The sequence below is a fragment of the Rhizobium sp. NPDC090279 genome, assembly GCF_044769665.1.
GTDB lineage: Bacteria > Pseudomonadota > Alphaproteobacteria > Rhizobiales > Rhizobiaceae > Rhizobium.
This window is the reverse complement of record NZ_JBIVYI010000001.1, coordinates 147,576-170,561: the sequence shown is the minus strand read 5'-3', so window position 1 is coordinate 170,561 and position 22,986 is coordinate 147,576. Positions and strand designations below refer to the sequence as shown.

Annotated in this window: 20 protein-coding genes; 9 read left to right on the top strand and 11 right to left on the bottom strand. The window is 59.7% G+C overall.

Annotated elements, in window-relative coordinates; genetic code table 11:
* Positions 1-196: 196 nt before the first annotated feature.
* On the top strand, positions 197-1,399 hold the full coding sequence (locus tag ACIQWP_RS00780) for an NAD-dependent formate dehydrogenase (RefSeq protein ID WP_402780864.1): 1,203 nt from the start codon (positions 197-199) through the stop codon (positions 1,397-1,399).
* A 65-nt stretch (positions 1,400-1,464) separates the two neighbouring features.
* Entirely contained in the window at positions 1,465-1,965 is a 501-nt protein-coding gene (locus tag ACIQWP_RS00775) for an HPP family protein (protein ID WP_402780861.1), read from the top strand.
* Between the two features lie 101 nt (positions 1,966-2,066).
* Here the strand turns inward: ACIQWP_RS00775 and ACIQWP_RS00770 are convergent, their stop codons facing one another.
* On the bottom strand, positions 2,067-3,485 hold the full coding sequence (locus ACIQWP_RS00770) for an O-antigen ligase family protein (RefSeq protein WP_402780858.1): 1,419 nt from the start codon (positions 3,483-3,485) through the stop codon (positions 2,067-2,069).
* A gap of 185 nt (positions 3,486-3,670) precedes the next feature.
* Between ACIQWP_RS00770 and ACIQWP_RS00765 the strand changes: the two genes are divergently transcribed.
* From ACIQWP_RS00765 to ACIQWP_RS00745, 5 genes are all read left to right on the top strand, one after another.
* The gene (locus ACIQWP_RS00765) at positions 3,671-4,060 is read left to right on the top strand and encodes a hypothetical protein (protein ID WP_402782686.1); all 390 of its coding nucleotides are present in this window, start codon (positions 3,671-3,673) and stop codon (positions 4,058-4,060) included.
* A gap of 38 nt (positions 4,061-4,098) precedes the next feature.
* Positions 4,099-4,896: a hypothetical protein gene (locus ACIQWP_RS00760; protein ID WP_402780855.1), complete on the top strand. Its 798-nt coding sequence runs from the start codon at positions 4,099-4,101 to the stop codon at positions 4,894-4,896.
* Positions 4,897-5,095: 199 nt separating this feature from the next.
* A complete protein-coding gene (locus ACIQWP_RS00755) occupies positions 5,096-5,701 on the top strand; it encodes a dual specificity protein phosphatase family protein (protein WP_402782684.1) in 606 nt (201 codons plus the stop codon).
* 196 nt (positions 5,702-5,897) lie between these two features.
* Positions 5,898-7,859 carry a glycosyltransferase family 39 protein gene (locus tag ACIQWP_RS00750; RefSeq protein ID WP_402780852.1) on the top strand — a complete coding sequence of 654 codons (1,962 nt, stop codon included), beginning with the start codon at positions 5,898-5,900 and terminating at the stop codon, positions 7,857-7,859.
* Between the two features lie 303 nt (positions 7,860-8,162).
* Positions 8,163-9,284 carry a glycosyltransferase family 2 protein gene (locus tag ACIQWP_RS00745; RefSeq protein WP_402780849.1) on the top strand — a complete coding sequence of 374 codons (1,122 nt, stop codon included), beginning with the start codon at positions 8,163-8,165 and terminating at the stop codon, positions 9,282-9,284.
* 117 nt (positions 9,285-9,401) lie between these two features.
* Here the strand turns inward: ACIQWP_RS00745 and ACIQWP_RS00740 are convergent, their stop codons facing one another.
* The 10 genes from ACIQWP_RS00740 to ACIQWP_RS00695 form a co-directional block, all read right to left on the bottom strand.
* Positions 9,402-10,742, bottom strand: coding sequence for an ATP-binding protein (locus ACIQWP_RS00740; protein ID WP_402780846.1), 1,341 nt, complete (start codon positions 10,740-10,742; stop codon positions 9,402-9,404).
* A gap of 4 nt (positions 10,743-10,746) precedes the next feature.
* Complete coding sequence (locus ACIQWP_RS00735; RefSeq protein WP_402780843.1) at positions 10,747-11,424, bottom strand: winged helix-turn-helix domain-containing protein; 678 nt, start codon at positions 11,422-11,424, stop codon at positions 10,747-10,749.
* A gap of 171 nt (positions 11,425-11,595) precedes the next feature.
* Positions 11,596-11,961: a chemotaxis protein CheW gene (locus ACIQWP_RS00730; protein WP_402780840.1), complete on the bottom strand. Its 366-nt coding sequence runs from the start codon at positions 11,959-11,961 to the stop codon at positions 11,596-11,598.
* 242 nt (positions 11,962-12,203) lie between these two features.
* A complete protein-coding gene (locus ACIQWP_RS00725) occupies positions 12,204-13,025 on the bottom strand; it encodes a sterol desaturase family protein (RefSeq protein WP_402780837.1) in 822 nt (273 codons plus the stop codon).
* 159 nt (positions 13,026-13,184) lie between these two features.
* Positions 13,185-14,387 carry an ABC transporter permease gene (locus tag ACIQWP_RS00720; protein ID WP_402780834.1) on the bottom strand — a complete coding sequence of 401 codons (1,203 nt, stop codon included), beginning with the start codon at positions 14,385-14,387 and terminating at the stop codon, positions 13,185-13,187.
* A 5-nt stretch (positions 14,388-14,392) separates the two neighbouring features.
* Entirely contained in the window at positions 14,393-15,535 is a 1,143-nt protein-coding gene (locus ACIQWP_RS00715; RefSeq protein WP_402780831.1) for an ABC transporter permease, read from the bottom strand.
* The gene (locus ACIQWP_RS00710) at positions 15,535-16,230 is read right to left on the bottom strand and encodes an ABC transporter ATP-binding protein (RefSeq protein WP_402780828.1); all 696 of its coding nucleotides are present in this window, start codon (positions 16,228-16,230) and stop codon (positions 15,535-15,537) included. The genes ACIQWP_RS00715 and ACIQWP_RS00710 overlap by 1 nt, the downstream gene beginning before the upstream one ends.
* Positions 16,227-17,354, bottom strand: a complete 1,128-nt coding sequence (locus ACIQWP_RS00705; RefSeq protein ID WP_402780825.1) for an efflux RND transporter periplasmic adaptor subunit — start codon at positions 17,352-17,354, stop codon at positions 16,227-16,229. Before ACIQWP_RS00705 ends, ACIQWP_RS00710 begins: the two co-directional genes overlap by 4 nt.
* 96 nt (positions 17,355-17,450) lie before the next feature.
* Positions 17,451-18,470, bottom strand: coding sequence for a helix-turn-helix domain-containing protein (locus tag ACIQWP_RS00700; protein WP_402780822.1), 1,020 nt, complete (start codon positions 18,468-18,470; stop codon positions 17,451-17,453).
* Between the two features lie 168 nt (positions 18,471-18,638).
* Positions 18,639-19,628 carry a D-2-hydroxyacid dehydrogenase family protein gene (locus ACIQWP_RS00695; protein ID WP_402780819.1) on the bottom strand — a complete coding sequence of 330 codons (990 nt, stop codon included), beginning with the start codon at positions 19,626-19,628 and terminating at the stop codon, positions 18,639-18,641.
* A 283-nt stretch (positions 19,629-19,911) separates the two neighbouring features.
* On the opposite strand from ACIQWP_RS00695, the gene ACIQWP_RS00690 reads away from it, so the two are divergent.
* The gene (locus tag ACIQWP_RS00690; protein WP_402780816.1) at positions 19,912-20,862 is read left to right on the top strand and encodes a hypothetical protein; all 951 of its coding nucleotides are present in this window, start codon (positions 19,912-19,914) and stop codon (positions 20,860-20,862) included.
* Positions 20,863-21,152: 290 nt separating this feature from the next.
* Positions 21,153-22,976: a ShlB/FhaC/HecB family hemolysin secretion/activation protein gene (locus ACIQWP_RS00685; RefSeq protein ID WP_402780813.1), complete on the top strand. Its 1,824-nt coding sequence runs from the start codon at positions 21,153-21,155 to the stop codon at positions 22,974-22,976.
* The last annotated feature ends 10 nt before the right edge of the window (positions 22,977-22,986 follow it).

Genomic DNA, 22,986 nt, shown 5'->3' with positions numbered 1-22,986 from the left:
CCGCTCGTGTGGAACCATCGTCGGCGTTGAAACGAGGTTCCGATTGCACGGAACACGGCTTTAGGAAACACCGGCGACTGCCCACCGTCAACGCAAGCTGACGGCGGCAATTTCTGACAGAACCGATATCTGGGACCGGCGCGTGCTGTCACGCGTTTCCGGGGTGTTTCCTGCTGCCGCAGCTGAGGAAACGAACATGGCAAAAGTAGTTTGCGTTCTTTACGACGATCCCATCGACGGCTATCCCAAATCCTATGCGCGTGACGATCTGCCGAGGATCGACCACTATCCGGGCGGCCAAACGCTGCCGACGCCGAAGGCCACCGACTTTGAGCCGGGTACACTTCTCGGCAGCGTTTCCGGCGAGCTGGGTCTGCGCAAATATCTCGAGGAAAACGGCCACACCCTCGTCGTAACTTCCGACAAGGACGGTCCGGATTCTGTTCTGGAAAAAGAGCTCGCCGATGCGGATGTCGTCATCTCGCAGCCTTTCTGGCCCGCCTATCTGACGGCGGAGCGCATCGCCAAGGCAAAGAAGCTGAAGCTGGCGCTGACTGCCGGCATCGGCTCGGACCATGTCGATCTGCAAGCCGCCATCGATCGCGGCGTTACGGTCGCCGAAGTCACCTATTGCAACTCGATCAGCGTCGCCGAGCATGTCGTCATGATGATCCTCGGCCTCGTGCGCAACTATATCCCCTCCTATCAATGGGTGGTGAAGGGCGGCTGGAACATCGCCGATTGCGTTGCACGCTCCTATGACGTCGAGGGTATGCACGTCGGCACGGTCGCTGCGGGCCGTATCGGGCTTGCCGTCTTGAAGCGGCTGAAGCCATTCGACATGCATCTCCACTATACCGATCGCCATCGCCTGCCAGAATCGGTCGAAAAGGAGCTTGGCCTCACATGGCATGCGACGCGCGAGGAAATGTACGAGGTCTGCGACGTCGTCACGCTTAATTGCCCGCTCCATCCGGAGACCGAGCACATGATCAACGACACGACGCTGAAGCACTTCAAGCGCGGCGCCTATCTGGTCAACACCGCGCGCGGCAAGCTGTGCGACCGCGACGCGATTGCTCGCGCCCTCGAAGGCGGCCAGCTCGCCGGCTACGCCGGGGACGTCTGGTTTCCGCAGCCGGCGCCGAAGGATCATCCCTGGCGGACGATGCCGCATCACGGCATGACGCCACACATCTCCGGCACCTCGCTTTCGGCTCAGGCCCGCTATGCCGCCGGCACGCGCGAGATCCTCGAATGCTTCTTCGAAGGGCGCCCGATCCGCGATGAATATCTGATCGTCGATGGCGGCAAGCTTGCCGGAACGGGCGCGCATTCCTATAGCGCCGGCAATGCCACGGGCGGTTCCGAAGAGGCCGCCAAATTCAAGCGCGGCTGATGTCAACGGAGAGTGCGGCCGCCTGCGCCGCACTCCTTCTCCATTTCGATCAATCGAGACCAATCATGACCGAGATCAATAGCCCATCAGTGGGGAGCTGGAATGTCCGTATCGGCCGCCGGATATGGCCGGCGACGGTCTCGGGTCTTGGCGGCTTTCTGGTAATCTACGTTCTCGCGCAGCTCAGCCAGACGTTGGGCGTGCTTCTTCTTGTGGCACCGTTCGGTGCAAGTTGCGTGCTGGTTTTCGCTTTGCCGCAGAGCCCGCTTGCCCAGCCGAAAAATGTCATTGGCGGCCATCTGATCTCCGCCTTCATAGGAATAGCGGTATATGGGCTGCTGGGCGCCCATCCCTTGTCGTTTGCACTTGCCGTCGGCCTCGCCATCGCGGCCATGCAGGTGACCGGAACGCTGCATCCGCCTGCAGGGGCCGACCCGATCGTCGTTCTCGCCACGGGCGCCTCGTGGTCGTTTCTGGTCATGCCCATGCTTGCCGGGACGCTTCTGATCGTCGCCGCGGCCTATTGCTTTCATCGCTTCATTTCACACCGATCCTATCCCGGCTGAGAATGGAACTTGGCAACGCCGCGGTATCTGGCTCCCGGCACCGCTGAACGGGCGGGGAACTCGCCGAAGCTCGTCTCGCTGGCATTGCAGCTAGGTGAGCCTCAGGCAAAGCGCTGCAGCGGCGGCGTTTCCGGCTGGAAGCGCATATGTCTGTCATTCGACGATGGACACGCATTCGGCTCTCCTGTGCGAAATGGATGCGTGCCGGCGCCGGTGCGGAGTTTCAGCTGGCATGCCAGGGCAAAGGCAGCCGTCAGGATAGACAGGCTCTCTCCACTGACGAGCCGGTTGTTCGAGTTGCTGAGGATGGTCAGGCTGAAGAAGAACAGTATCAGGAAATAGGCAAACATGGCTTGCTTCGGGATGACGCGCATGGATGCCGCGCGCCAGACGCTGCCGCAAAAGCTTGCCAGCATCGCGGTGAAGACTACGGCGCCGAAGAGGCCGTGGCGAATGAGGATTTCAAGATAGCCGTTATGCATGAAGGTGTAGCCGACATTGGAATAGTGGGTGTGCGGCCAGCGTGTGAGCCACTCGCTGCCCCAGCCGAAGAATGGCGCGGCGGAGAACAGCTCCCAGGCATTTGCCCAGAGCTGAAGTCGTGCGCTCATGGCAATCGGCGTGCTATCGCTTGTGATTGACCGTGAGATGGCTTGCCCGACCGGCTCGGTGGTTTCGGCATCCTTGAACATGGCAACGGTTGCGGCGATCGTTGGCCCGGCCGTGCGGTCAATATTGTCCCTGGCGGCATAGACGCCGCTGGCAAGGAGGACGAAAGAAGCGAGAAGGACGGCGATTGCCGACCTTGGCTTGAGGCTACGCAGTATCAGAAATGCGAGTATGGGCAAAACAGGTAGGAGCGAAAGCCAAACTCCTTTTGACTTCGATCCATAAATCCCGAGCAGGCAAAGCACACAGATCAACGGCGACAGCACCGAAGCGTAAAGCCGCATCGTGCGGCTGACGGACGCCTCGGTAAGGTAATAGAGCAGCCATAATGCCGCGCCGATAAAGATCATGCCGCAGCAGACCGCACCATGAATTTGATTGTGCTGGATCAGGGGAATGACGGTCCTACCTTCCGCGATCGCGGCGATGGGTGTTTGCCAGAGAAGGATGAGAAGGGCAGAGCCGAAATAGACGGCGATGAGCTTTTCGATATCAGACCAAACCAGGAAGAGACCGTACGCCAAGGGTGGAAAGATCAGGGGCATCAGGAACAGCACATCGCGGTCGCCGACTGGATGGTCGCTTTGAAGTGCGAATTGCAGGGTAAACCGCAAGAACGCATAGAACCCCCACGCAAGACAAAGCCAGCCACGCCAATCGATTGATGGCCTTGGCGAGGACCGTGCGTAAAAAACGAGGGAAATCACCAGGAGAGGCACCCCAGCATAGCGATAGGCGTAACTCTCGATCAGGGAAGCCGACATGATGACGAGCCAGAGCCCGCCTACGATAAACGCCCAATACCGGTCTGACATGGAGGTCGCGCCGGGGAGCCGCGCCTGGTCGATCATTGTCTTGCCTCCTCGGAGAAAACGATCTTCAGCGGCACGCCGATCTCTCCATTGGCTTCCGTTGCGCCGCCGCACGGTGCCTTGTTAGCGCATGATCTTGAATTGACGCTGAATTCCGCCGTGTGTCCGAAAAGGCTTCCAAGTCTTCGTATTGGCGATCTCATTCTGATGCCGGTTTGACAAAGATGCTGCCGCCAAAGCCGTGGCAACTTTACGAAACTGTAAGCTGTCGGACAGGTGAGGGCGAGAATTGGAGTCTAGCTGTGACTGCGCTCTCGGCTGAGGGCCTCTCACAATCGTCGACCAACAGGACACATCCGATGAAGAATCTCATTTTGGCAATCACCGTGATTGCAGGCGGGCTTTATGCGGCAAATGCTGCCCAGGCGGCAAATGTGCCGTGCGAAGAACTGCTGAAGCAATTGCGAGCCGCGGAAGCAACCGCCAAGCCCAGCGATGCCGACAAGGCAAAAATCTCCGATCTCGAATCGAAGGGAATCGAGCGCTGCAACGCCGACGATGACAAGCGCGCCGACGAATTCTTCAATCAGGCCCTGAAGATTCTCGGCAAGTGAGGATCGGTACGCGGTCCATCCATGAAGAGGAGGAAGCAATGCCTTCATCAGCACAATCCACTCCACCGGCACTCAACCGGGTTCCCGACGTCACGGTCGACTTTTGGATCATCAAGCTTCTGGCCGTCACCATGGGCGAGACCGCGGCCGATTATCTCGCAGTCAATCTCGGCCTCGGCCTGTCCATGACATCGGTGATCATGTGCGCGCTGCTGGCGGTCGCTTTGATCCTGCAGTTTGCACAGAAGCGCTACGTCCCGTGGGCCTATTGGCTCGCCGTGGTCATGATCAGCGTCGTCGGTACTTTGGTGAGCGATAATCTTGTCGATAATTTCGGGGTGGCGCTTCAAACGACGACGATTGCTTTCGGCATTGCGCTCGCCATCACTTTTGCCAGCTGGTATGCAAGCGAGAAGACCCTGTCGATCCACACGATCTTCACGACTGAGCGCGAAGTCTTCTACTGGCTGGCGATCCTCTTTACCTTTGCCCTCGGCACGTCGTCAGGTGATCTCGTGGCCGAGCAATTCAGCCTCGGCTATTTGGCGACGGGCTTTATTTTCGGCGGCATCATCGCGCTGATTGCCATGGGGTATTACCTTTTCAAGCTGAACGGCATCCTTGCCTTTTGGCTTGCCTACATCTTTACCCGGCCACTTGGCGCGTCCTTTGGAGATCTGCTTTCCCAACCTCGGGAATATGGGGGATTGGGGTTTGGAACGACGGCCACCAGCCTTATCTTTCTCGCTGCGATCGTCTTCATCGTTATCTATATGACGATGAGCCGCCGCCAGGCCAAGCACGATGTCCCGGCTCTCGATGTCGATTCACCGTGATGCGAGACCGGGTTGCGGAAGAGGCACTGGTCTCGGCTCGCGATCGTCGAGACCATATGCGCCCGCTACGGCCTGTCGCAATGGTTCCCTTCGTAGTTGGCGGCAAACATTTCCCCAGATGCGGCAGCTCTTGTTCAGGCGCATGTCAGGCTTTTCCGGCATGTCATTGAACCATCACGGAAGGAATGACCGAAGAGCAATGACTGTATTTCGCAAAATGGTCTTCGCTGCGCTTGGTATTATCGGATTTATCGGCGCGAGTTGCGGAGCCTATGCTGGTTTTCTTCAGATCACCGGTAACTTCCATTCGGTGATCGATGGTCAATTCTATCGCTCGGCGCAGCCAACGTCGGAAGATCTTGCCTCCTATGTGCGGACACACGGAATAAAGACGGTCATCAATCTGCGTGGAAAGCACCCGGGCTCCGCTTGGTATGACAACGAAGTCAAGTCTGCTCAGGAGCTCGGCTTGACCCACATCGACTTTAGCATGTCTGCGTCGAAAGCGGTCTCCGCCAACAAGGCCGAACGGTTGGTCGAACTGATGGCGTCGGCGCCCAAGCCCATCCTTATCCATTGCCTTTCGGGTTCGGATCGCAGCGGCTTGGCCGCAGCGCTTTATGTCAGAAAGATTGCCGGTCTCGACGAGGCCAGCGCCAGAAGCCAGCTATCGTTCTATTATGGGCATATCGGTATCCCTATGGTTTCGGCTGCCTACGCCATGGATAGAAGCTGGGAAGATATCGAGGCTCAGGATAGAAATCGGGCACAGGCCGATCTCGTTAACGGCTCCATCGTGCGGTAGCGACAACGACTCGCGTGGCCATTGTCAGCTACCGGGCTCGGTGGTCCCGCCGGGCATGGCCGTCATCCCGTAACCGCGTCGGAAAAGAAAGAAGGCGAGTTTCGGCTGTTGCTCGTCGCGTGGCATTGATGGCCTTGAGGCCTCTGATGCGCGCCGGAACACAAATAATCAGCGAAAATTGAGATCGGATAATACCGTGCAACAGCTCCAGGCACTTCAAGCCACACATATACGCGGCTTCATGCGGCTTTCTGCCTTGGCCGCGATCTGTGCGCTTGTGGATCTGTTGCTATTCATGGTGTTGACCCAGATCGGCGTCGACCCGATGAAGGCGCATGTTCTAAGCTTCATCAGCAGCGGGTTCCTCTCTGGTATTTATATTGTTACCCGGGCTTCTGACTGGATCGATATCCCCACAAATGATCTCTCTCGCTCGCAACAGCTGGCTATCTTCTTAACTCTTCGGATTTTAACGCTCGGTCTGAGAGGCGGAATTGTCTTTGCCACACTTACCGGCTTTAATCTTCCTGTCCCCGTTGTTGGTATATTTGCCGCGTGCGCAACTGCTGCCATGAACCTGTTGGGAGATCGGCTTTTCGTATGGCCGGTCATATCTCTCGAAAAGAGATGGCAATTGGCGGCGGTTGGCGCAATTGTCTATCTTCTCGCGCTTCGCCTCGTGTTTCTCGGCTTTTCCGACCTCGTACCTGAAGAGACTTACTATTGGAATTATGCACAGCATCTCGATATCGGCTATCTTGATCACCCGCCGATGGTTGCCTGGCTAATCTGGGCAGGAACTGCCCTGTTCGGCGACAATGCTTTCGGTGTTCGTGTCGGAGCCTATCTCTGCTGGTTGCTGACGGCGGCTTTCTCCTTTGGCCTTGCGCGGAACCTTTTTGACAAAACGACGGCGATGGCTTGCGTTCTGCTGGTCAGCGTGGTGCCGTTTTACTTTTCAACCGGCTTTCTCATGATGCCCGACGCGCCGCTGACCGCGGCCTGGGCCGCCACGCTTTACTTTTTGGAGCGGGCGCTCTTCGGCGAGAAACCTTCCGCCTGGTACGGCGCGGGCCTGTCGCTGGGAATGGGGCTGTTGTCGAAATATACGATCGTGCTGCTGGGACCGCCTGCGCTGCTATTGGTGCTGATCGACCCAAAATCCCGGCATTGGCTCGGTCGAAAGGAACCCTATTTGGGCGCCGCACTTTCGCTCCTGTTATTTTCTCCCGTCATCTACTGGAATGCGACGCATGAATGGATGTCCTTTGCATTTCAGGGGTCGAGGCGCGTCGGCGAAGCATTTCAGTTCACGCTGCCATCCTTGATCGTCAGCGTCGTCGTTCTTCTGACGCCCACAGGCCTTGTTGCAGCCGCCGCGAGCCTGATGGCAAACTTCACTTCAGTCCGATCGCGGGAGGCCGGGCGCAAGGCGCTTTTCATAACCCTGTCCACATTGATCCCGCTTGGCGTCTTTGTCGCCTTCAGCCTTTTCCATGAGAACAAGCCGAACTGGACCGGGCCTCTGTGGCTCGCGATCCTGCCCTCGATCGCCTTCGTGCTGGTGGGAGCAGCCGGGGCGGAACCATTTTGGGGTCGTCGATTGAGGCGAGCGTGGATACCGACGATCGGGATCGCAATGGTGGTCTATGCGCTGCTGTTTCACTACGTAGTGCTGGGCTTCCCCGGCATTGGCTACATTCACAACATACGCACGTTGCCGGTGGCATGGAGCGAGTTTGGCGAAGCGGTCGGCGCCGTTGAGGCCGAGGTCGAAAAGAGCAGCGCGGCTCCGGTCGTGCTGATCGGTACGGACAAATACTTCCTGGCAAGCGAGATGGCTTTTTATGCACGGCAGGCACAGAGCCCTCGATCCAGATCGGTCGGGCAGAGCGCTGTCGGCGGCAACAGCCTGATGTACGATGTCTGGTATCCGGCAAAAACGCTGCGGGGAAATACGGCCGTGCTCGTATCCTTGAAACGGGGCGAGCTTCAGCAGGAGGACATAGCCGGCTACTTCCTGCGCCTGGGCGATATTCAGGAACGGGTGGTGCGAAAAAATGGCGCCGTCGTCGGAAGCTTCTACTATCGCGTTGGCTATGGTCTCGGCGGTTGCGAAGGCGACGTGGCGACATGTGCCCCACCATCACGGAGCTAAGGATTCCGTTTGCCGGCGATCTTTCTCACGCATGGGTCAAGGCAAAATTCGACGCGAATTCAGAGTATTGTCAGGTGCTTGTGAGATAGTTGCGAGATCGAAGTCGCTTCAGGCGTCATGGCGAGCCAACGAGCGACGGGGAGCCGTGGAATGACCATTGATCGACGATCCGCCGATGTGGGCCGTCATGCCAAGCCGGGACTTTCCGCGAATTCGTCGAGAGAACTCGACCTTCCGCTCATGGAATATTAGACGCCTATGACCTCATCTGATTTAGTTCCCTTCGGCGCATGGTCCGGGGATATGACAATCACAAAAGCCGGAATTGCACAGCAGGAAAGTGTCGAGCTTTCCGTGGTCATACCGACTTTCAACGAACGAGAAAACATCGTCCCCTTGGTGGAGCGCCTTCGAGCTGCGCTTGCCGGTATCGCATGGGAGGTGATTTTCGTTGACGACGATTCGAACGACAAGACGGTCGATGTTGTCAGGCACCTTTCTCTCGATGATCGCCGTATCCGCGCGATAAGACGGGTTCATCGGCGGGGGCTGGCCGGTGCATGTCTCGAAGGCATTCTTTCCACATCGGCGCCGATCGTTGCAGTGATGGATGCCGACCTGCAGCATGACGAGACACGGCTGACGGCCATGCTGGCCATGATGCGAAGCAGTCGGATCGATCTCGTGGTCGCAACGAGATATGGTGAAGAAGGCTCGTCGGGCGAGGGGTTCAATCGCATTCGGCAAGCCGGGAGCCAGATGGCCATCGGCATGGCGCAGCGCCTCTTGAAGGTCGATACGTCAGATCCGATGAGCGGCTTCTTCATGGTCAAACGCGCGTTGATCGACGAACTTGCCCCCAAGCTCTCACAGCAAGGCTTCAAGATCCTGCTTGATGTCATCGCGTCATCGCCGACGCCCTTGAAAATAGGGGAAATTTCCTACGTGTTTCGCCCAAGAATTCACGGTGAAAGCAAACTGGATGCGTCGGTCGTCCTTGAATATCTCGGGCTGCTCGTCGCGAAATGGTCCGGCGATCTTATTTCGCCGCGCATGGTGTTATTCGGTCTCGTCGGTCTCAGCGGTGTGATCGTCCATCTGACCGCACTGCGACTGCTGCTGCTGGCGGGGTTTGCGTTTCCGGCAAGCCAGGCAGCCGCAATGCTGACTGCAGTCGTATCGAACTACACGCTCAACAACTCACTCACATATCGCGATCGTCGCCGCCATGGCGCGCGGTTCCTGACGGGCCTGGTCTTGTTTTCAGCATTCTGCAGCGTCGGTGTCGTCGCGGGAACCGGTGTGTCATCGCTCTTTTACACCCGGGAACCTCAATGGTGGCTTGCGGGCCTGGCGGGAGCTGTCATTGGTGCAGGTTGGAACTATATTACCAGCTCTATGATTACCTGGCGGCGGTCGGGCTGACTTATCGATTGCGGGTGTTCGGCCCCGTTCCATATCTTTGATCGGGCTTGCGTATTTTGAGCTAGCGCCAAAGAAGGCAGCGAGATTTTCCTATGTCGTCTTGGTCGATCGACCGGATCAGATTCGCGGGAAATACAATGCGACCTGCAGTCCCGGCCTGTTGTCGTCCAGCGTGACGCGAGCTGCGTGAAGATCAGCGATTGCCTTGACAAGGCTGAGACCCAATCCGTTGCCCGGTGTCGTTCGGCTTTTGTCTAGCCGGTAAAGACGCCTGAAGACGAGTTCGCGCTCCGCTTCCGGTATGCCCGGGCCGCTGTCGGACACGCAAGCGCGGTAGACATGCGCGTCATCCGCAAGCGACATGATAATCGTGGTGCCGGCAGGGCAATGCGTGATTGCGTTTTCCACGAGGTTCACGAAGAGCTGGGTGAGTAGTTCCCGATCGCCATTGATCATGCACGGACCAGCGACCAGCGGCGCCAATGTCAGCGTCTGCATGCTATCTTCGGCGACCCCGGTGTAAATCTCCGCGACCGAGGCCATGATCTCCCAAAGATTGATCGTCTTGAAACGCGTTTTTCGAGCTCCGGCTTCGATTTGCGAAATCCGAAGCAGCGCCTCGAATGTGGCGTTTATTCCGGCAATCTCATCCCTGGCATCGAGCATGAGGTCTTCGACGTCGCGGGCTTCGTCCAGTCGCTGAAGCGACTGCTCTATTGTCAAGCCCAGGCGATTGAGCGGCGTCTTCAGATCGTGGGCGATATCCGCGCTAACCTGCCGCATTCCCTCCACCAGGCCTGAAAGGCGGGCGAGAGCCTCGTTCATGTGGGTCGAGACAACATCGATATCGTCTCCGTTTCCGCGGATCGGTATCCGCCGGGCGAGATTTCCTGCCGAGACCTCGATCATGGTTCGTTCGATGGCGTCGAGCCGCCGCTGCGTGCGGCTTGCAAGCAGCGTTCCGCCAAACACCATCGCCGCCACGATGATGATGGAGGCCCAGGAGAAGCTCATCAGCGCGATCTGTTCGATACGATCTATCTCGCGATAGCTCTGGCCGACGACCAGGCTGTTGCCGCCGACGCTGCCGGCCATGACCCTGATCGGATCTCCCTCCTTCAACCCCAGGAGTGCCGTGGGTATGGTCGAAAGTCCTGGCTCGATGCGGGCGGCATGGACATTGCCCGCCAGCTTTTCTCCCTTGGAATCGAGGAGGAGAAAGACCTGATCCTCTGGAGGCTTCAGGGCAGAATAGGTGGATACGGCCGCCACGAGATCTTCGAGGTCGTTCGAGGAGAAAGTCGATGCAACGACCGAATAGGTGTCTTGTATCGAGACGTCGAGCGATCGCGCGAGTTCGCGTTTCATCAGGCCATAGGCGACTAATCCGGCAATCAGAAAGGCCAGAATGAAGAACAGCCCGAATGAAAGCGCCAGCCGAAAAGGTGTGCTGCGCAACAGCCTACCGCGGTGCATGAATGCAGTACCCGGTATTTCGGACCGTATGAAGAAGCGCCACCTCGAACGGCCTGTCGATCTTGGCGCGCAACCTGCTGATGTGGGTTTCCACGACACTTGTCTTCGGATCGAAGTGAAAGTCCCACACACGCTCCAGGAGCATGGTTCGCGTCAGCACGCGGCCTTCGCCACGCATGAGAACTTCCAGTAGCGTGAATTCACGGGGTTGGAGATCGATCGAAATTCCGCGTCTATGGACCTGGCGCTTGGCGATATCCAGCTCCAGGTCCGCGACTTTGAGGACGGTTTTCTGGTCCTGAACCGGCGGTCGGCGCGCCAGCGCGTTTACTCGCGCAATCAGCTCGGAAAATGCGAAGGGCTTCGTCAGATAGTCGTCGCCGCCGGCCTCAAGCCCTTCGACCCTGTCGTCGACACCGCTTATCGAGGTGAGAAATAGGGCCGGCGTCTTGATCTTTGCCGCCCTTGCGGCCTTGACCAGCGAGAGCCCATCCAGGCCAGGGATCATTCGATCGATGACGAGAACGTCATATGCTTCCCTGGTTATCTGAAAGAGCGCATCGGTGCCGTCTCTGATGGTTTCGCAGCTGTGTCCGGCCTCATTTAACCCACGCGCAATATACTCCGCGGTTTTCGAATCGTCTTCCACCAGAAGAATCTTCATGACCTGTCAGGGCCCCACTACCCAAAAGATTACTTCCCAGATTTGCCTTGGAAAATTTTCAGCCACCTGAACAGCATATTACAAATTGGTAAGATCCGCAGCGCGAGGCCGCCGATTTCCATTACGCAATCGAGGGCAAGGCCGCCTTCTCGTGGCATCGGGAAGGCGATGTCACGCGACCGCGCGGTCCCGGCCAAAAATATCGAGCTGCGAAAGGCGGATGGCTTCGCTCGCCGCCGACGTGCTGCCGATGAATTCATCGATCAGAAATGCAACGTAGCCGCCAGCCATCTTGATGATTGCGATCTCGCAGCTCTTTGAGGGCGTGTTGCCCATCTTTGTCGCCAGATCGTAGACCGGCACCAACTCGCCGCGATATGACGTGTGACCCAGAGCGCGGCGTGCGTCGTCGTTATTGCTGAGCGGCCGCCAATTGTCGGCCCGCGCGACGATCGTCCCGTCAATGAACGTGCATAAGGTGTCGTGTACGCGTACGGCCATCGCTGCGCGGCGGCGAAGAAAAGCTGACAGAGGCATGGAGCACTTCGTCCCCTTCGAGGGGCTCCCCGTTCAAAAGTGCAGCTGTCTGAAGCGAAGCCCTACCAAGGCTGCCTTGGCACCGTCATGGTGCCGCCGAACTCTTTTCGGCCAGACATACCGATAGTAGAGCTGTGATCTTGATGACCGCTTTTAGGTTTAGCTAAAATTCTAACGAAGCCGGATCTTTTTGGCTGATATCGGGGTGGAAGTATTGAGAGGCCGGCTGAATGATCGACGCCCTAGCCATGCTTGTCGCGCCGAAAGGGTCGGACGAGAAATTCGGTCAAGTTCTGTGGCTCGCGAATATTGGGCAGGCCGACATCGGGCCATTCCGTGGCCTTCGGATAATAGGCAGTCCCGAACAGAATGTCCCAGATCGCGGAGCCGCTGCCGAAATTCCTGTTGAAGTGCTGCTGCTCGGTCGAATGGTGAATGCGGTGAAAGCGATTGTCGGGAAAAACGTAGCGGACCCAACCCAGATTGAGGCGTGTCGAGCTATGCTCGAAATAACCTTGCCAGCGAACGAAGAACACCCAGATCCAGGGAACGTAATCCTGCTTGAAGTCGAAGAGCAGGGAGACGGGGATGATCAGGAACGGAATTCTGAAGATCTCTTCGCTGAAATGATGGTTGCTGTTGAAGGCACTCATCTCCTCCAGCGAATGATGCTCGGCATGGAAGCGCCAGAAGAACCTGCTACTATGCTGCAGCCTGTGAAACCAATAGTAGAAGAACTCGCTGACCTGCAGAACGAGGAAGGAAGCAGCTATGGCACCCAGCAGGTGCAGCGGCCACGCATCTGAAAACGTCGAGAGGAATGTCAGGTCGATCTGGAACAATGGCTTGATGCCGATATCGGCCCAAAGCCAGTAGAAGAGCGTCAGGCTAGCCTTGGTTATGAGGATGTTCGTCACGCAGAAGACGGCGCCGCGAAGCTTCGATATGTAGCTATAACGAGACTTCGGGAAGAAGATCTCCGCAGCGAGCAACAGGATCGCGACGGGAAGGATGCGATCAGTATACTCCTCCATGAAATCCAGCAATTGAAGCAAATTTTCCATTGTCAATTTGCTATCCACGGAGCAACGGAGGGGCCGATGCCCTTCCTTTATCGAAGGATGACTGGTGCTTCAACTTGATGATTAAAAACTGGTTAAAGGCAGGGGCCGCCGAGCGCGCATGGCGGTCCGGTGACAACCATGCGGTGCCGGGCGATCAATCTATCCACGGGCTCTCAAGGCGGCGATCAGTGGCAGCCGGCTCGCGGCCAGTGCCGGAAGTGCGCCGCCGAAAAGCCCGATTGCGAGGCCGAGCAGACCGCCGGTCAGCATGACGTCGAAGCTCACGGTGAGTTGAAAAGCCATGCTGGTATCATTCGCCCCGATGGTGCTGGCGCGCCAGCCGTCGAAGACGAGCCGCGATGCCAATACGCCGATGCCCGCTCCGGCTGCGGCCAACAGAGCCGCCTCGAACCACGTCGCCAGAAAGGCGGACAGACGGCTGAAGCCGAGCGCTCGCACGGTCGCAATCTCGACGGTTCTGTCCGAAATGGAGCTCATCATCGTATTGAGTGCGCCGGCCGTTGCTCCCACAGCCATCAGCAGCGCGATCGGCCATCCGAACAGGCGGATGAGATCGGCTGTGCGGCCCGCCTGTCCCGCATAAAGCCCGGTCTCGGACACGGCTGTCAGCGGCGTTTCCGCAATCGTCGCCAGCACGGCGTTCAATCTGCCGAGGGACGATGGATCGGTGAGCCGCAATCGCAGGCTTTGTACCTCTCCCTGTCGGTCGAAGGCGGCACGGACCGCGTCGATGTCGCCCCAGATTTCCGACTCGAATGCGCTGCCGTTGGCGGTAAAATGCCCGACCACGGTCCAGTCGACGGTGCCTAACCGCACCTTGGCGCCGATGTCGAAGCCGGGATAGTCGCGGACGATGCCTGTGCCGACCACAATCTCTCTGGCACCGGGCGCAAACGATCTTCCGTCCGAAAGGGTGATACCGTCCCGGATCGAGAGGCCGCTTGCATCCATGCCGCGCAGGGCAAGGGTTCTTGGGGCTCCATCCCCTGCGCGGGAGACATTGACCGGGATCACCAGCTCGCGGGACGCGAGAAGGCCCCCGGCCGCATCGCGAAGGACGCCGGTGTCGCCGCTGGCGGCCTTGAGACTGCGGATCGCATCGGCGGGAATATCGGAGCCGGTCTCCTGGTTCGTGCCGCCGCCAAGCACGACGGCGACGAGCGGGAAGCCGGCGCCCTTCAAGGCCCTCTCGAAACCATCCGCCATTGCAAGGAAGCCTATAAGGACCATGACGACAAGCGATACCGATAGCGCCATGGAGAGCGAGATCGCGAGGCGCCGTTTCATGCTGCCGAGCGCGGTTCTCGTCGCAACCATTATCTGCCTGATTTGAGTGGACATGTCGGTCATCTCGTTCGCAAAGCTTTCATGATGGGGGTTCGCATGGCGTTGACGGCCGGCAGGATGCCGGTCGCAAGGCCAAGAGCGAAGGCGATGGCTGTTGCATAGGCCAGCACGGTTGGCGAAAAGACGAGCCCGAGCGCTGGGCCGGCAAGCATCGTCGCTATCTTCGCCAGCGCCAGCCCGACGGCACCGCCGGCGATGAAAATCAGCAAAGTCTCGCCGAGAACCAGGACCATGATCCTCATGCGCGAGATGCCGAGCGTTTTCAGCATGGCGATCTCGAACGTCCGTTCGCGTACGGCAAAGACCATGGTGTTGACGACGATCATCAGCAGCGTGACGAAGGCGGCACCCGTGACCAGATCGACGATAAGGCCGATATCGGCATACTGGCGCAGGAAGGCTTCGAGAAACTGCTTTTCTGATTGCGTGCGCGTGGCTGCGGCGGAGTTGGCGAACAGCGCATCGATGCGGGCGGCCAACGTTGCCGGCGAAACGCCTTCGCGTGGCCGGACGATGAACGCATCGGCCGTGTCTTTATCCCTGGCGCGCGCGGCGTTGACGTAATCGTAACGGGCGATGGTGAAGTAGGTGTCGGTGCTGGCGCTTTCGCCCTCGAATATCCCGGCGATCTCGAAACGCCAGTCGCGGCTGCCATCCAGCTTCGCTATCTGGAAAGCGGTGACGGTGATGTGCTCGCCAACCGACCAACCTTCGGCTTCGGCCAGCGCCCGCCCGACCAGCACCCTGTCGCGACCCTGATCGATCCCCCGGAGCAGATCGGAAGTAAGGCCGAGCTCCTCGCCGTTCGTTTCCATCAGCAGTGCCGGATCGACGGCACTGATGGGGACCACATTCTTTTCGACATCGACGAAGCCGCGCAGGCGCGTCATGTAGCCCACCGCAGCGACATCAGGATCGGCCGCGATGCGAGCGCGATGCGCCATCGGCAATACCTGCCCGCGCCCGCTCGCGCTCATGACACCGAGGATATTGTCGCTGGCGGCCGACACGCCCTGCGAGCCGGCAAGGAAGCTGGCTGTCAGCCCATAGATGAGAAAGGCAACGGCAATGCAGACGACAAGGAGAACCGTTCTCACCGGTTTTCGCCAGGCATTCTTTCGGGCAAGGTCGAGGAACGTCATCAGCCTGCTGTCCCCGCTTCGATGAATTGCCCCTTGTCGAGATGCAGCGTCCGTCTGGCCGAGCCCGCGGCTCGCGGATCATGGGTCACCATGACAATGGTCTTTCCGAGTTCGCGGTTGAGGAAGGACAGAATGCGCAGCGCATCGTCTGCGGACGCCCGGTCGAGATCGCCGGTCGGCTCGTCGCAGAGCAGCAGATCGGGATCGGAGACAATGGCGCGGGCGATGCCGACGCGTTGCTGCTGTCCACCGGACATGGACGAGGGATATTGCTTTTCCCGTCCGGCGAGCCCGACGAGGTCGAGAACCTTGCCGACCCGTTCACGCCGCTCTCTTCTGGTCAGAGGTTTCAGCAGCAACGGCAGCTCGACATTTTCAGCCGCCGTCAGCATCGGCAGCAGATTGTAGAATTGGAAGACGATGCCGATATGGTGCGCCCGCCACGCGGAGAGGGCGGACTCGCCCATCCAGTCGAGGCGATGGTCGCCAATGCCGAGACTGCCGGCATCCGGCCGGTCGATGCCGGCCAGCATGTTGAGGAGCGTCGATTTCCCCGATCCGGACGGCCCCATGATCGCGACGAAATCGCCTTGCGGAATGGCGAGGTCCAGGCCCGAGAAGATCGGGATATCCTCCTTGCCGATATGATAGGCCTTCCGCACCTCCTTGAGGTCGATATAGGCGGCATGGGTCATGGCTTGCTGTCTCCGTTCTGGCTGATCTTGTCTGCAAGGGGGATGCGGATGCGCGCGGCCATGTTCGGCCGGATGCCGTCCGGCGGGTCGACGAGGGAGAGGCGGACCGTGATCGTGCCCTTTTCGATGGAGGCTACGGGCGCGAGCTGCATCACTTCGGTTGCAAAGGCGCGATCCGGAAATGCGTCGAGCACGGCCTCGCCCCGCAAGCCCGGTTTGAGAGATGCGACATTGGTCTCCGCGACATCGGCATCGATTGCCATGCTTGTCGTGTCGGTGATGACAAGCAGGCTCTGGTTTTCGCGCACGCTGTCGGTGCGAGCAAGGACGCTGTCGCCGACATGGGCGTTGAGCCGCGTCACCGTGCCAGCGAAGGGTGCGCGGATCGTCAGTTCCGTCACGGGTTCTTCGGCGGAGCGGATGCCAAGTTCGGCTGTCGCGAGATCCTGTCGGGCCTGCGCCACCGCATTGGATGCGCGGGCAAACGCCGTTCTCGATTCCTCCAATTGCTGCCGTGAGGCCGCATCGCGGCTGGCGAGGCTTTCGAGGCGGTCCAGCGACGCCCGCGCCTGCGCTAGATCGATGTTGCGGGCCGCAAGTGCCAGACCGGCTGTGGATCTGACGGCTTTGGCCTTTTCGAGCGCGATATGGGCGACGGCGTCATCGAGCGTGACCAAGACCTGGCCCGCTTCAACATGATCGCCCAATTCGACCGCGACGCCGGTGATCCTGGCTTCGTATTTGGAAAACACTGTCGTCGTGCGTGGCGCTACGACCGTCCCGGCGCCGGTTATCTCACGGGTTGCTGGAATCTGCCCGACGGGGGCAACTCGCCTGCGATCCCTTTCATTCGCCTGGTCAGCCGCTCGGGAGGCTTCCGTCGCGCGCTGCTCGTTCCGCAGATCTTGCCTCACGGGGATCGGTGTTTCCCACGGATGGAACATGCCGGGCCGATAGATGGCGATGGTCAGGCTGACGGCAGCTGCAAGTACTGCCAGGGTCAGGGGAAGGAGGGCGCGCCGCGCTGGCTTGTGCGGCGGGCCCTGTGTCGTCTGCTCCCGCTCAAGCGAAAGGGAGGTGAGCGTTGCGGCAAGTCTGTGGTCGTGATCGGTGATGGTGCTCATACCTGAGAGCATCACCGTTCAAGCGGGATGGAGAGACCTCAAACATGTTCCGGGTCGTGCTCGATCGCGATTCAGTCAGCCTTGATGTGGCGGACGTCAGCTGGAGGGACTGAGCGACCTTTCGCGCCACTCAAGCGGCGTCGTATCCGTGACGCGCCGAAACTCGCGATTGAAGTTCGACTTCGTCTGAAAGCCGACATCGAACATGATTTCCGTCACCGGCTTCTCGGTTTCTGCCAGCAGCGAGCAGGCCTCCGCGATCCGGTATTCGTTGACATATTGCGAGACGTTCTTGCCGGTCGCCCGGTTGATGGCGGCGGAAATCTGCCGGGCGGGGATCGCAAGCTTGCGCGCCAGCCGGTCAAGATTGAGATCGACATCGCGATAGGCATGCCGGTCTTTCATCAATGTTTGCACGGCGGCAAGCGTCTGCTGGTCCTGAAGGAATTCAGGCGGGCGGACAATCTCCGCCTTGTCGGCGGGCGCATGGCTGTGGCTGGCAGCGGCAGCAGCAATGGCAAGGATGGCGAGCGCCGCGAGATTTCCGAAGGTAATGATCTTCAACGCATATTCACCACCGGCCCAGGCAAAGTCCAGCCAGATGAAGGTATCCACCGCCGCCGATAAGAGAAGAGCGCCGGCGGCAAAGAGGATGGCCCTGTAGGTCGGGTCGGCGTTTTCGAATGGCGCGAGGCGAAGCGCGTCCGTGCCCGTCCGCATGAGCAGCAGGATTGCTGCGGCATAGCCGACATCGGTAAGGACGATGGCGATATCGATCGCGTCGCGCCACATCGCGATCAGCACGACAATGAGCCCGGCCGGAAGAGCGTGCAGGCAAATCTGCTGAATTGTGGAAAGGGAGCTTTTGCGCGCCAGCCTGGAAACGCCGAGATAGGCAAGCGGCGGAACCACAGCTGCCGCGACCGGCATGACATACATGACAGGCTGAATGGCGTAACCCCATCGCAATCCCGAAAGTGTGGCCTGCAATGCAGCCAGAAGAATGAGAGCTTGAAAGGGAAAATTGGGCGACGCCCCATCGTCGCGCGCTTTGACGGCGACAAAGAGAACGACGAGCAAGATGGCGACGACGAAGGGAAGCGGAATGAAAAGCATTGATCGGTTCGGTAAGGATTGGCCTTTGTATCTCCAGCCGATCATGCCCAAAGATAAGTCGCGCCGCGACCTCAATCACGTTTGAGGTCGTCAAAATTCTGGGGAGCGAGCCGACCGAAGCCACGCTGATCAATGCCAGCAGGTATCGACGGCCTCGGACACGAGCGTCTAACGATTTGATATGTCCGGCAATACGCTCGGATTGACGACGTTGATCGGATGCCCTGCAGCGAAGGACGCGATCTGGTCGAAGATGTCGCTGAACTGAAGATCATATTCTTCTCGAGTGACATAGCCTATATGCGGCGTGCAGATCACGTTCGGCATTTCCAGGAAGGGATGCTTGCCCTCCGCAAGCGGTTCGACCTCGTAGACATCGACGGCGGCGTAGCCCGGCCTGCCCGAGCGCAAGGCCGCCTCAAGCGCGCCCGGCGCGATCAACCCCGCGCGGCTGGTGTTGATGAGCGTTGCGGAGGGCTTCATCAAGGCGAGATCGGCGGCCGTGACTAAGTTGCGCGTCGCCGGTACCAGGCGCATGTGCAGTGTGAGGAAGTCGCTCTCGCGAAACAGGGCTTCCTTGTCCGGGGCGGTCGCATATCCCTCGGCCGCCGCCTGCGCACGCGAGGCTTCGCGCGACCAGACTAGCACGTTCATGCCGAAGGCCGTTGCGTAGCCGGCCATGGCTCTGCTGATGCGCCCATATCCGTAGATGCCGAGCGTCTTGCCGCGCAGCGTCGTTCCGACGCCGATCTGCCAGCCGCCGCCGCTCTTCATCGATGCCATCTGTTGCGGAATGGCGCGTGCGGAGGCCAGCATGAGGGCAAAGGTCAGCTCCGCCGCTGCATAGGAAGGCGTGTCCGCATGCTGATTGGAAGAAACGACGATGCCGTGCTCGGTACAGGCATCAATATCGATATGCGGATAGACGCTGCGCTGGCTGATCAGTTTCAATTTGGGCAAACGTTCGATCAGCGGACGCCGGATCGCGGTGCGTTCCCGGAAGAGGACGAGGGCTTCGGTTTCCCGGAGCCGTTCCACAAGGGCATCCGTGTCCTGCAGATGGTCATTGTAAACCGTAACGTCGTGGCCTTCCAGCTTGGCAAAGCAGGGTAGCCCTCGCAGCGTATCATGCCAATCATCCAAAATCGCAACGCGCATCGCTCAGCACCGCCAACCCATGATTCGAAGATATGCGATACCGTACCCCCTTCGCCTCTACGCTCCAAACCCCTTGAGGCCCCTTTCCGGGTGCGACGCGCTGGGCCTAACGGGGGCGAGCCGACTTGGATGCGTTCAAAAATGGACGCAGACGACACATTGAACCATCGGTAGCTTTCTTCGCTGGCCGTGGGGCAGCGCGAACTGGTGGACCGGTCTTATCCGTCAATTCCGTCAGGCGGCTGATACGGCGAAATCGATCCCTGTCTCAAGAGCGCTGTTGATGTGCAGGCTGTGTAATCTCTCAATTGCCGTGTCCCCCTTCGCCATCCACGGCGACGGGACTGCCCCGCGGCGCGATGTGGATCGCCTGATTGCGACGGAGATGTTTCCGCATGCGTTGCAGCAGCTGGCGTATAGTTTCATCGCGGTTCATGAAGCCTCACCGATACTTGCGGAGTTGCTTGCCACGCAGCAGCGCTGGCTGCTCTACCAGGCGGCTCTCGCCCATCACTTCTGGTCCGTTCATACCGGCGGACCCAAGCTCACACGGCTTACCCTTGTCCACCTCGCCCTTCAAAATGGCCTTTCGAGCCGGAATACGGCCAACAGTTTCTTCGCCGAAGCCCTGCGGCGCGATATCATCAGCCCAATCGGCGCGCCACATGACGACGATACGGGCGAGGTGGTGCCGTCATCTGCGGCACTCTCGCTATTGCCTAATTGGTATCAGGTGCATTTCGAGGTTCTCGATCGCCTTCTTGGCGGCGATCGAAGGGATTGGTTCCTGGGTGCACCGGAGCATTTGTTGACTTTCGTCCAGCCCCATTTCGCCTATGCCCTTCTGTCGAGCCCGGACATTCGCGCGCCCGGGCCGCTCTACACCATATTTACCTGGGCCGACGCGGGCGGCTTGCTGATGGATCGGCTCATTGCCGGGATCGATCCCGATTCGGTGGGGGAGCAGGATCGACACCTGACCGACATCAGTGCCGTCACTCACCTGGCGCGAGCCTCCGGGTTGTCGCGCGCCCATACGAGCCGCAAGCTGTCGGCGGCGGAGGTGATCGGCGGCATCGGCTGGAGCGGCCGAAGAGGCCGTTCGGCGCTATGGGTTTCGCGCGGTTTCTATGAGGAATATGCCATGGCGCAGGCGCTCAAGTTGCTCATCCTCAATCATGTCTCCTCAAGAGTTCGCGCATTATTGGGCTCATCGCCCGGCACCATCCTGTGAGAGCTGAACTCACGTGAGACGACTCTCATAGATTGCAGAATAAAGCCCCCATGAATCTATGGGTATTGGATTTTCACCGCTTTCAAAAATGGACGCAGACAGAGGGACCGATTCTCCCTAGCGTCATCCTCGATCGGGCTCGCGGGCGAATGCACGATCCCTTGAACATGGGGGCGAATGCCAACGCGGCTGTGTGTCGAGGGGCGACGACGATTGGTCTGGCGTGGCGGCGCCGACCGATTCGTCGGGCAGATGAGTGCGAGACAGGGGTCGGAAGGGGATTGGGTATCGTGCCTGAAAAGACATCGGGACTATGTGCGCTACATGCTATGCTTTGGGCGGGGACGACGGCCGTGTTGCTGTCGGCGGCTGTCGGTACAGCCTTTGCTCTAACCGCATCGCAGGTGACGCCGCAAAGTTTCGAGCCGCAATTGCAGAAGCAGAGCAGCGGCATCGTCATTCCGGAAGCATCCGGTCCGGTCGCGCCCAAGGGTGCGGAGAAGCTCACGGTGCGCCTGAAGGCCGTCAAGGTCGAGGGTGGGCTGCCTGGCTTTGCCGAGGATGAGGCGCGTATCACCAAGGGCCTTTCCGGCAAACAGGTGACGGCTGCGGCGCTGTTCGAAGCGGCCGGTCAGCTGGAGCGGGCTTATGCGGCCGGAGGATATGGGCTGGTGCGCGTGGTTCTGCCGGCCCAGCGTCTGACGGACGGCGCGGTCCTGCGCATCGTCGTCATCGACGGCTTCGTCGAAAACATCGATACCTCGCATCTTCCGGGCAATATTCGCGATCGCATAGCCAAAATGCTGGCGCCGCTGGTCGGCGAAAAGGGTCTCACCAACGACGAGATCGAGCGGCGGCTGCTTTTGGCCGGCGACCTGCCCGGCACAATATTGCGCTCGACCTTGTCGCGCGGGACAAAGCCCGGCGGCAGCGTACTGACGATCGAGGCGCGCTACAAGCCGGTCACTGGCTTCATCTCCGGCGACAACAATTCCACCGATGCGCTCGGTCACTACAACACCGGCATCGGCGTCGATTTCAATTCCGTGCTCGGTCTCGGCGAACTCATCTATCTCAGGGCCTCCGGTGCGCCGCGCTTCGGCGGCGGCGAGGGCTATTTCACCGGCTCGCCGCGCAATCGGTCGCTGGCCGGCGCCGTCACCTTTCCGATCGGTATCGACGGATTGACGCTGAACCTCGAGGCGACGGCGGCGCGCACGACACCGGAGACCGGCGCATCCGGCCTGCAGTTTATGTCGGACTTCACCCGCTATTCGGCGCGGCTTGCCTATCCGCTGATCCGCTCGCGCGAACTGACGCTCAATCTCAACGGCGGCTTCGATGCGCAGGACGAGGAGCTGGAGCTGCTGAACGGTGGTGGCGTGACGCTATCGAAGGACCGGCTGCGCATCCTGCGCACCGGCGCCGATCTTTCCTGGTATGTCTCCGGCGATGCCCTGGTCAGTGCGAGCATGACCGGCTCCTTCGGCATCAACGGGCTTGGCGCGCGCGATGCGGCCGACGCTGCCGCCAGTGGCACACCGCTGTCGCGCCAGGGCGCGGATGCCGATTTCCAGAAGCTGGAAGTCACCCTCGGTTATCGCCAGCCGGTTGCCGAGCATCTGACCTTCGATCTGAGGGCGAGGGCACAGACCTCCTTCGGTCAGCCGCTGCTTAATTCCGAGCAGATCGGCATCGTCTCGTCGGCCGGCCTGTCGAGTTTCCCGACCGGCGCCATGCAGGGGGATTCCGGTTTCGTGCTGCGGGCCGAAGCGCAATTCCCGTTTGCGTCCAGCTTCGCGTTGCCCTTCGGCTGGCCGGAGTTTCCGGCACAGCAGGGCACGAACCTGCCGGATGGGACGACCACGGCAGGGGCGGTGGTGATCTCGCCTTACGTCTTCGGCGCCTATGGCGGCGTCAAGCTTTACGATCCGACGGCGCTTGAGAACGGTTTCTCGCGTGGCGCCGCCTATGGCGTCGGCCTGCGGCTGGCGGCAGCCGAGCAGGCAAGCTTCAACAGCACCAACGTCAATCTCGAATATGGCCGTACCGATCGCTTCGGCGACGGCGATGACGACAGCCGCTTCACCGTCTCGGCGGCATTTCAGTTTTAGGGTGATGGCA

Bases quoted from the DNA above. Each gene is read 5' to 3' on its own strand.
- ACIQWP_RS00765 (WP_402782686.1), top strand. From the start codon at position 3,671: ATGCTGCCGCCAAAGCCGTGGCAACTTTACGAAACTGTAAGCTGTCGG.
- ACIQWP_RS00745 (WP_402780849.1), top strand. From the start codon at position 8,163: ATGACAATCACAAAAGCCGGAATTGCACAGCAGGAAAGTGTCGAGCTT.
- ACIQWP_RS00730 (WP_402780840.1), bottom strand. From the start codon at position 11,961: ATGCCTCTGTCAGCTTTTCTTCGCCGCCGCGCAGCGATGGCCGTACGC.
- ACIQWP_RS00720 (WP_402780834.1), bottom strand. From the start codon at position 14,387: ATGTCCACTCAAATCAGGCAGATAATGGTTGCGACGAGAACCGCGCTC.
- ACIQWP_RS00755 (WP_402782684.1), top strand. From the start codon at position 5,096: ATGACTGTATTTCGCAAAATGGTCTTCGCTGCGCTTGGTATTATCGGA.
- ACIQWP_RS00775 (WP_402780861.1), top strand. From the start codon at position 1,465: ATGACCGAGATCAATAGCCCATCAGTGGGGAGCTGGAATGTCCGTATC.
- ACIQWP_RS00695 (WP_402780819.1), bottom strand. From the start codon at position 19,628: ATGCGCGTTGCGATTTTGGATGATTGGCATGATACGCTGCGAGGGCTA.
- ACIQWP_RS00735 (WP_402780843.1), bottom strand. From the start codon at position 11,424: ATGAAGATTCTTCTGGTGGAAGACGATTCGAAAACCGCGGAGTATATT.
- ACIQWP_RS00690 (WP_402780816.1), top strand. From the start codon at position 19,912: ATGTGCAGGCTGTGTAATCTCTCAATTGCCGTGTCCCCCTTCGCCATC.
- ACIQWP_RS00770 (WP_402780858.1), bottom strand. From the start codon at position 3,485: ATGATCGACCAGGCGCGGCTCCCCGGCGCGACCTCCATGTCAGACCGG.
- ACIQWP_RS00725 (WP_402780837.1), bottom strand. From the start codon at position 13,025: ATGGAAAATTTGCTTCAATTGCTGGATTTCATGGAGGAGTATACTGAT.
- ACIQWP_RS00705 (WP_402780825.1), bottom strand. From the start codon at position 17,354: ATGAGCACCATCACCGATCACGACCACAGACTTGCCGCAACGCTCACC.
- ACIQWP_RS00700 (WP_402780822.1), bottom strand. From the start codon at position 18,470: ATGCTTTTCATTCCGCTTCCCTTCGTCGTCGCCATCTTGCTCGTCGTT.
- ACIQWP_RS00780 (WP_402780864.1), top strand. From the start codon at position 197: ATGGCAAAAGTAGTTTGCGTTCTTTACGACGATCCCATCGACGGCTAT.
- ACIQWP_RS00715 (WP_402780831.1), bottom strand. From the start codon at position 15,535: ATGACGTTCCTCGACCTTGCCCGAAAGAATGCCTGGCGAAAACCGGTG.
- ACIQWP_RS00760 (WP_402780855.1), top strand. From the start codon at position 4,099: ATGCCTTCATCAGCACAATCCACTCCACCGGCACTCAACCGGGTTCCC.
- ACIQWP_RS00710 (WP_402780828.1), bottom strand. From the start codon at position 16,230: ATGACCCATGCCGCCTATATCGACCTCAAGGAGGTGCGGAAGGCCTAT.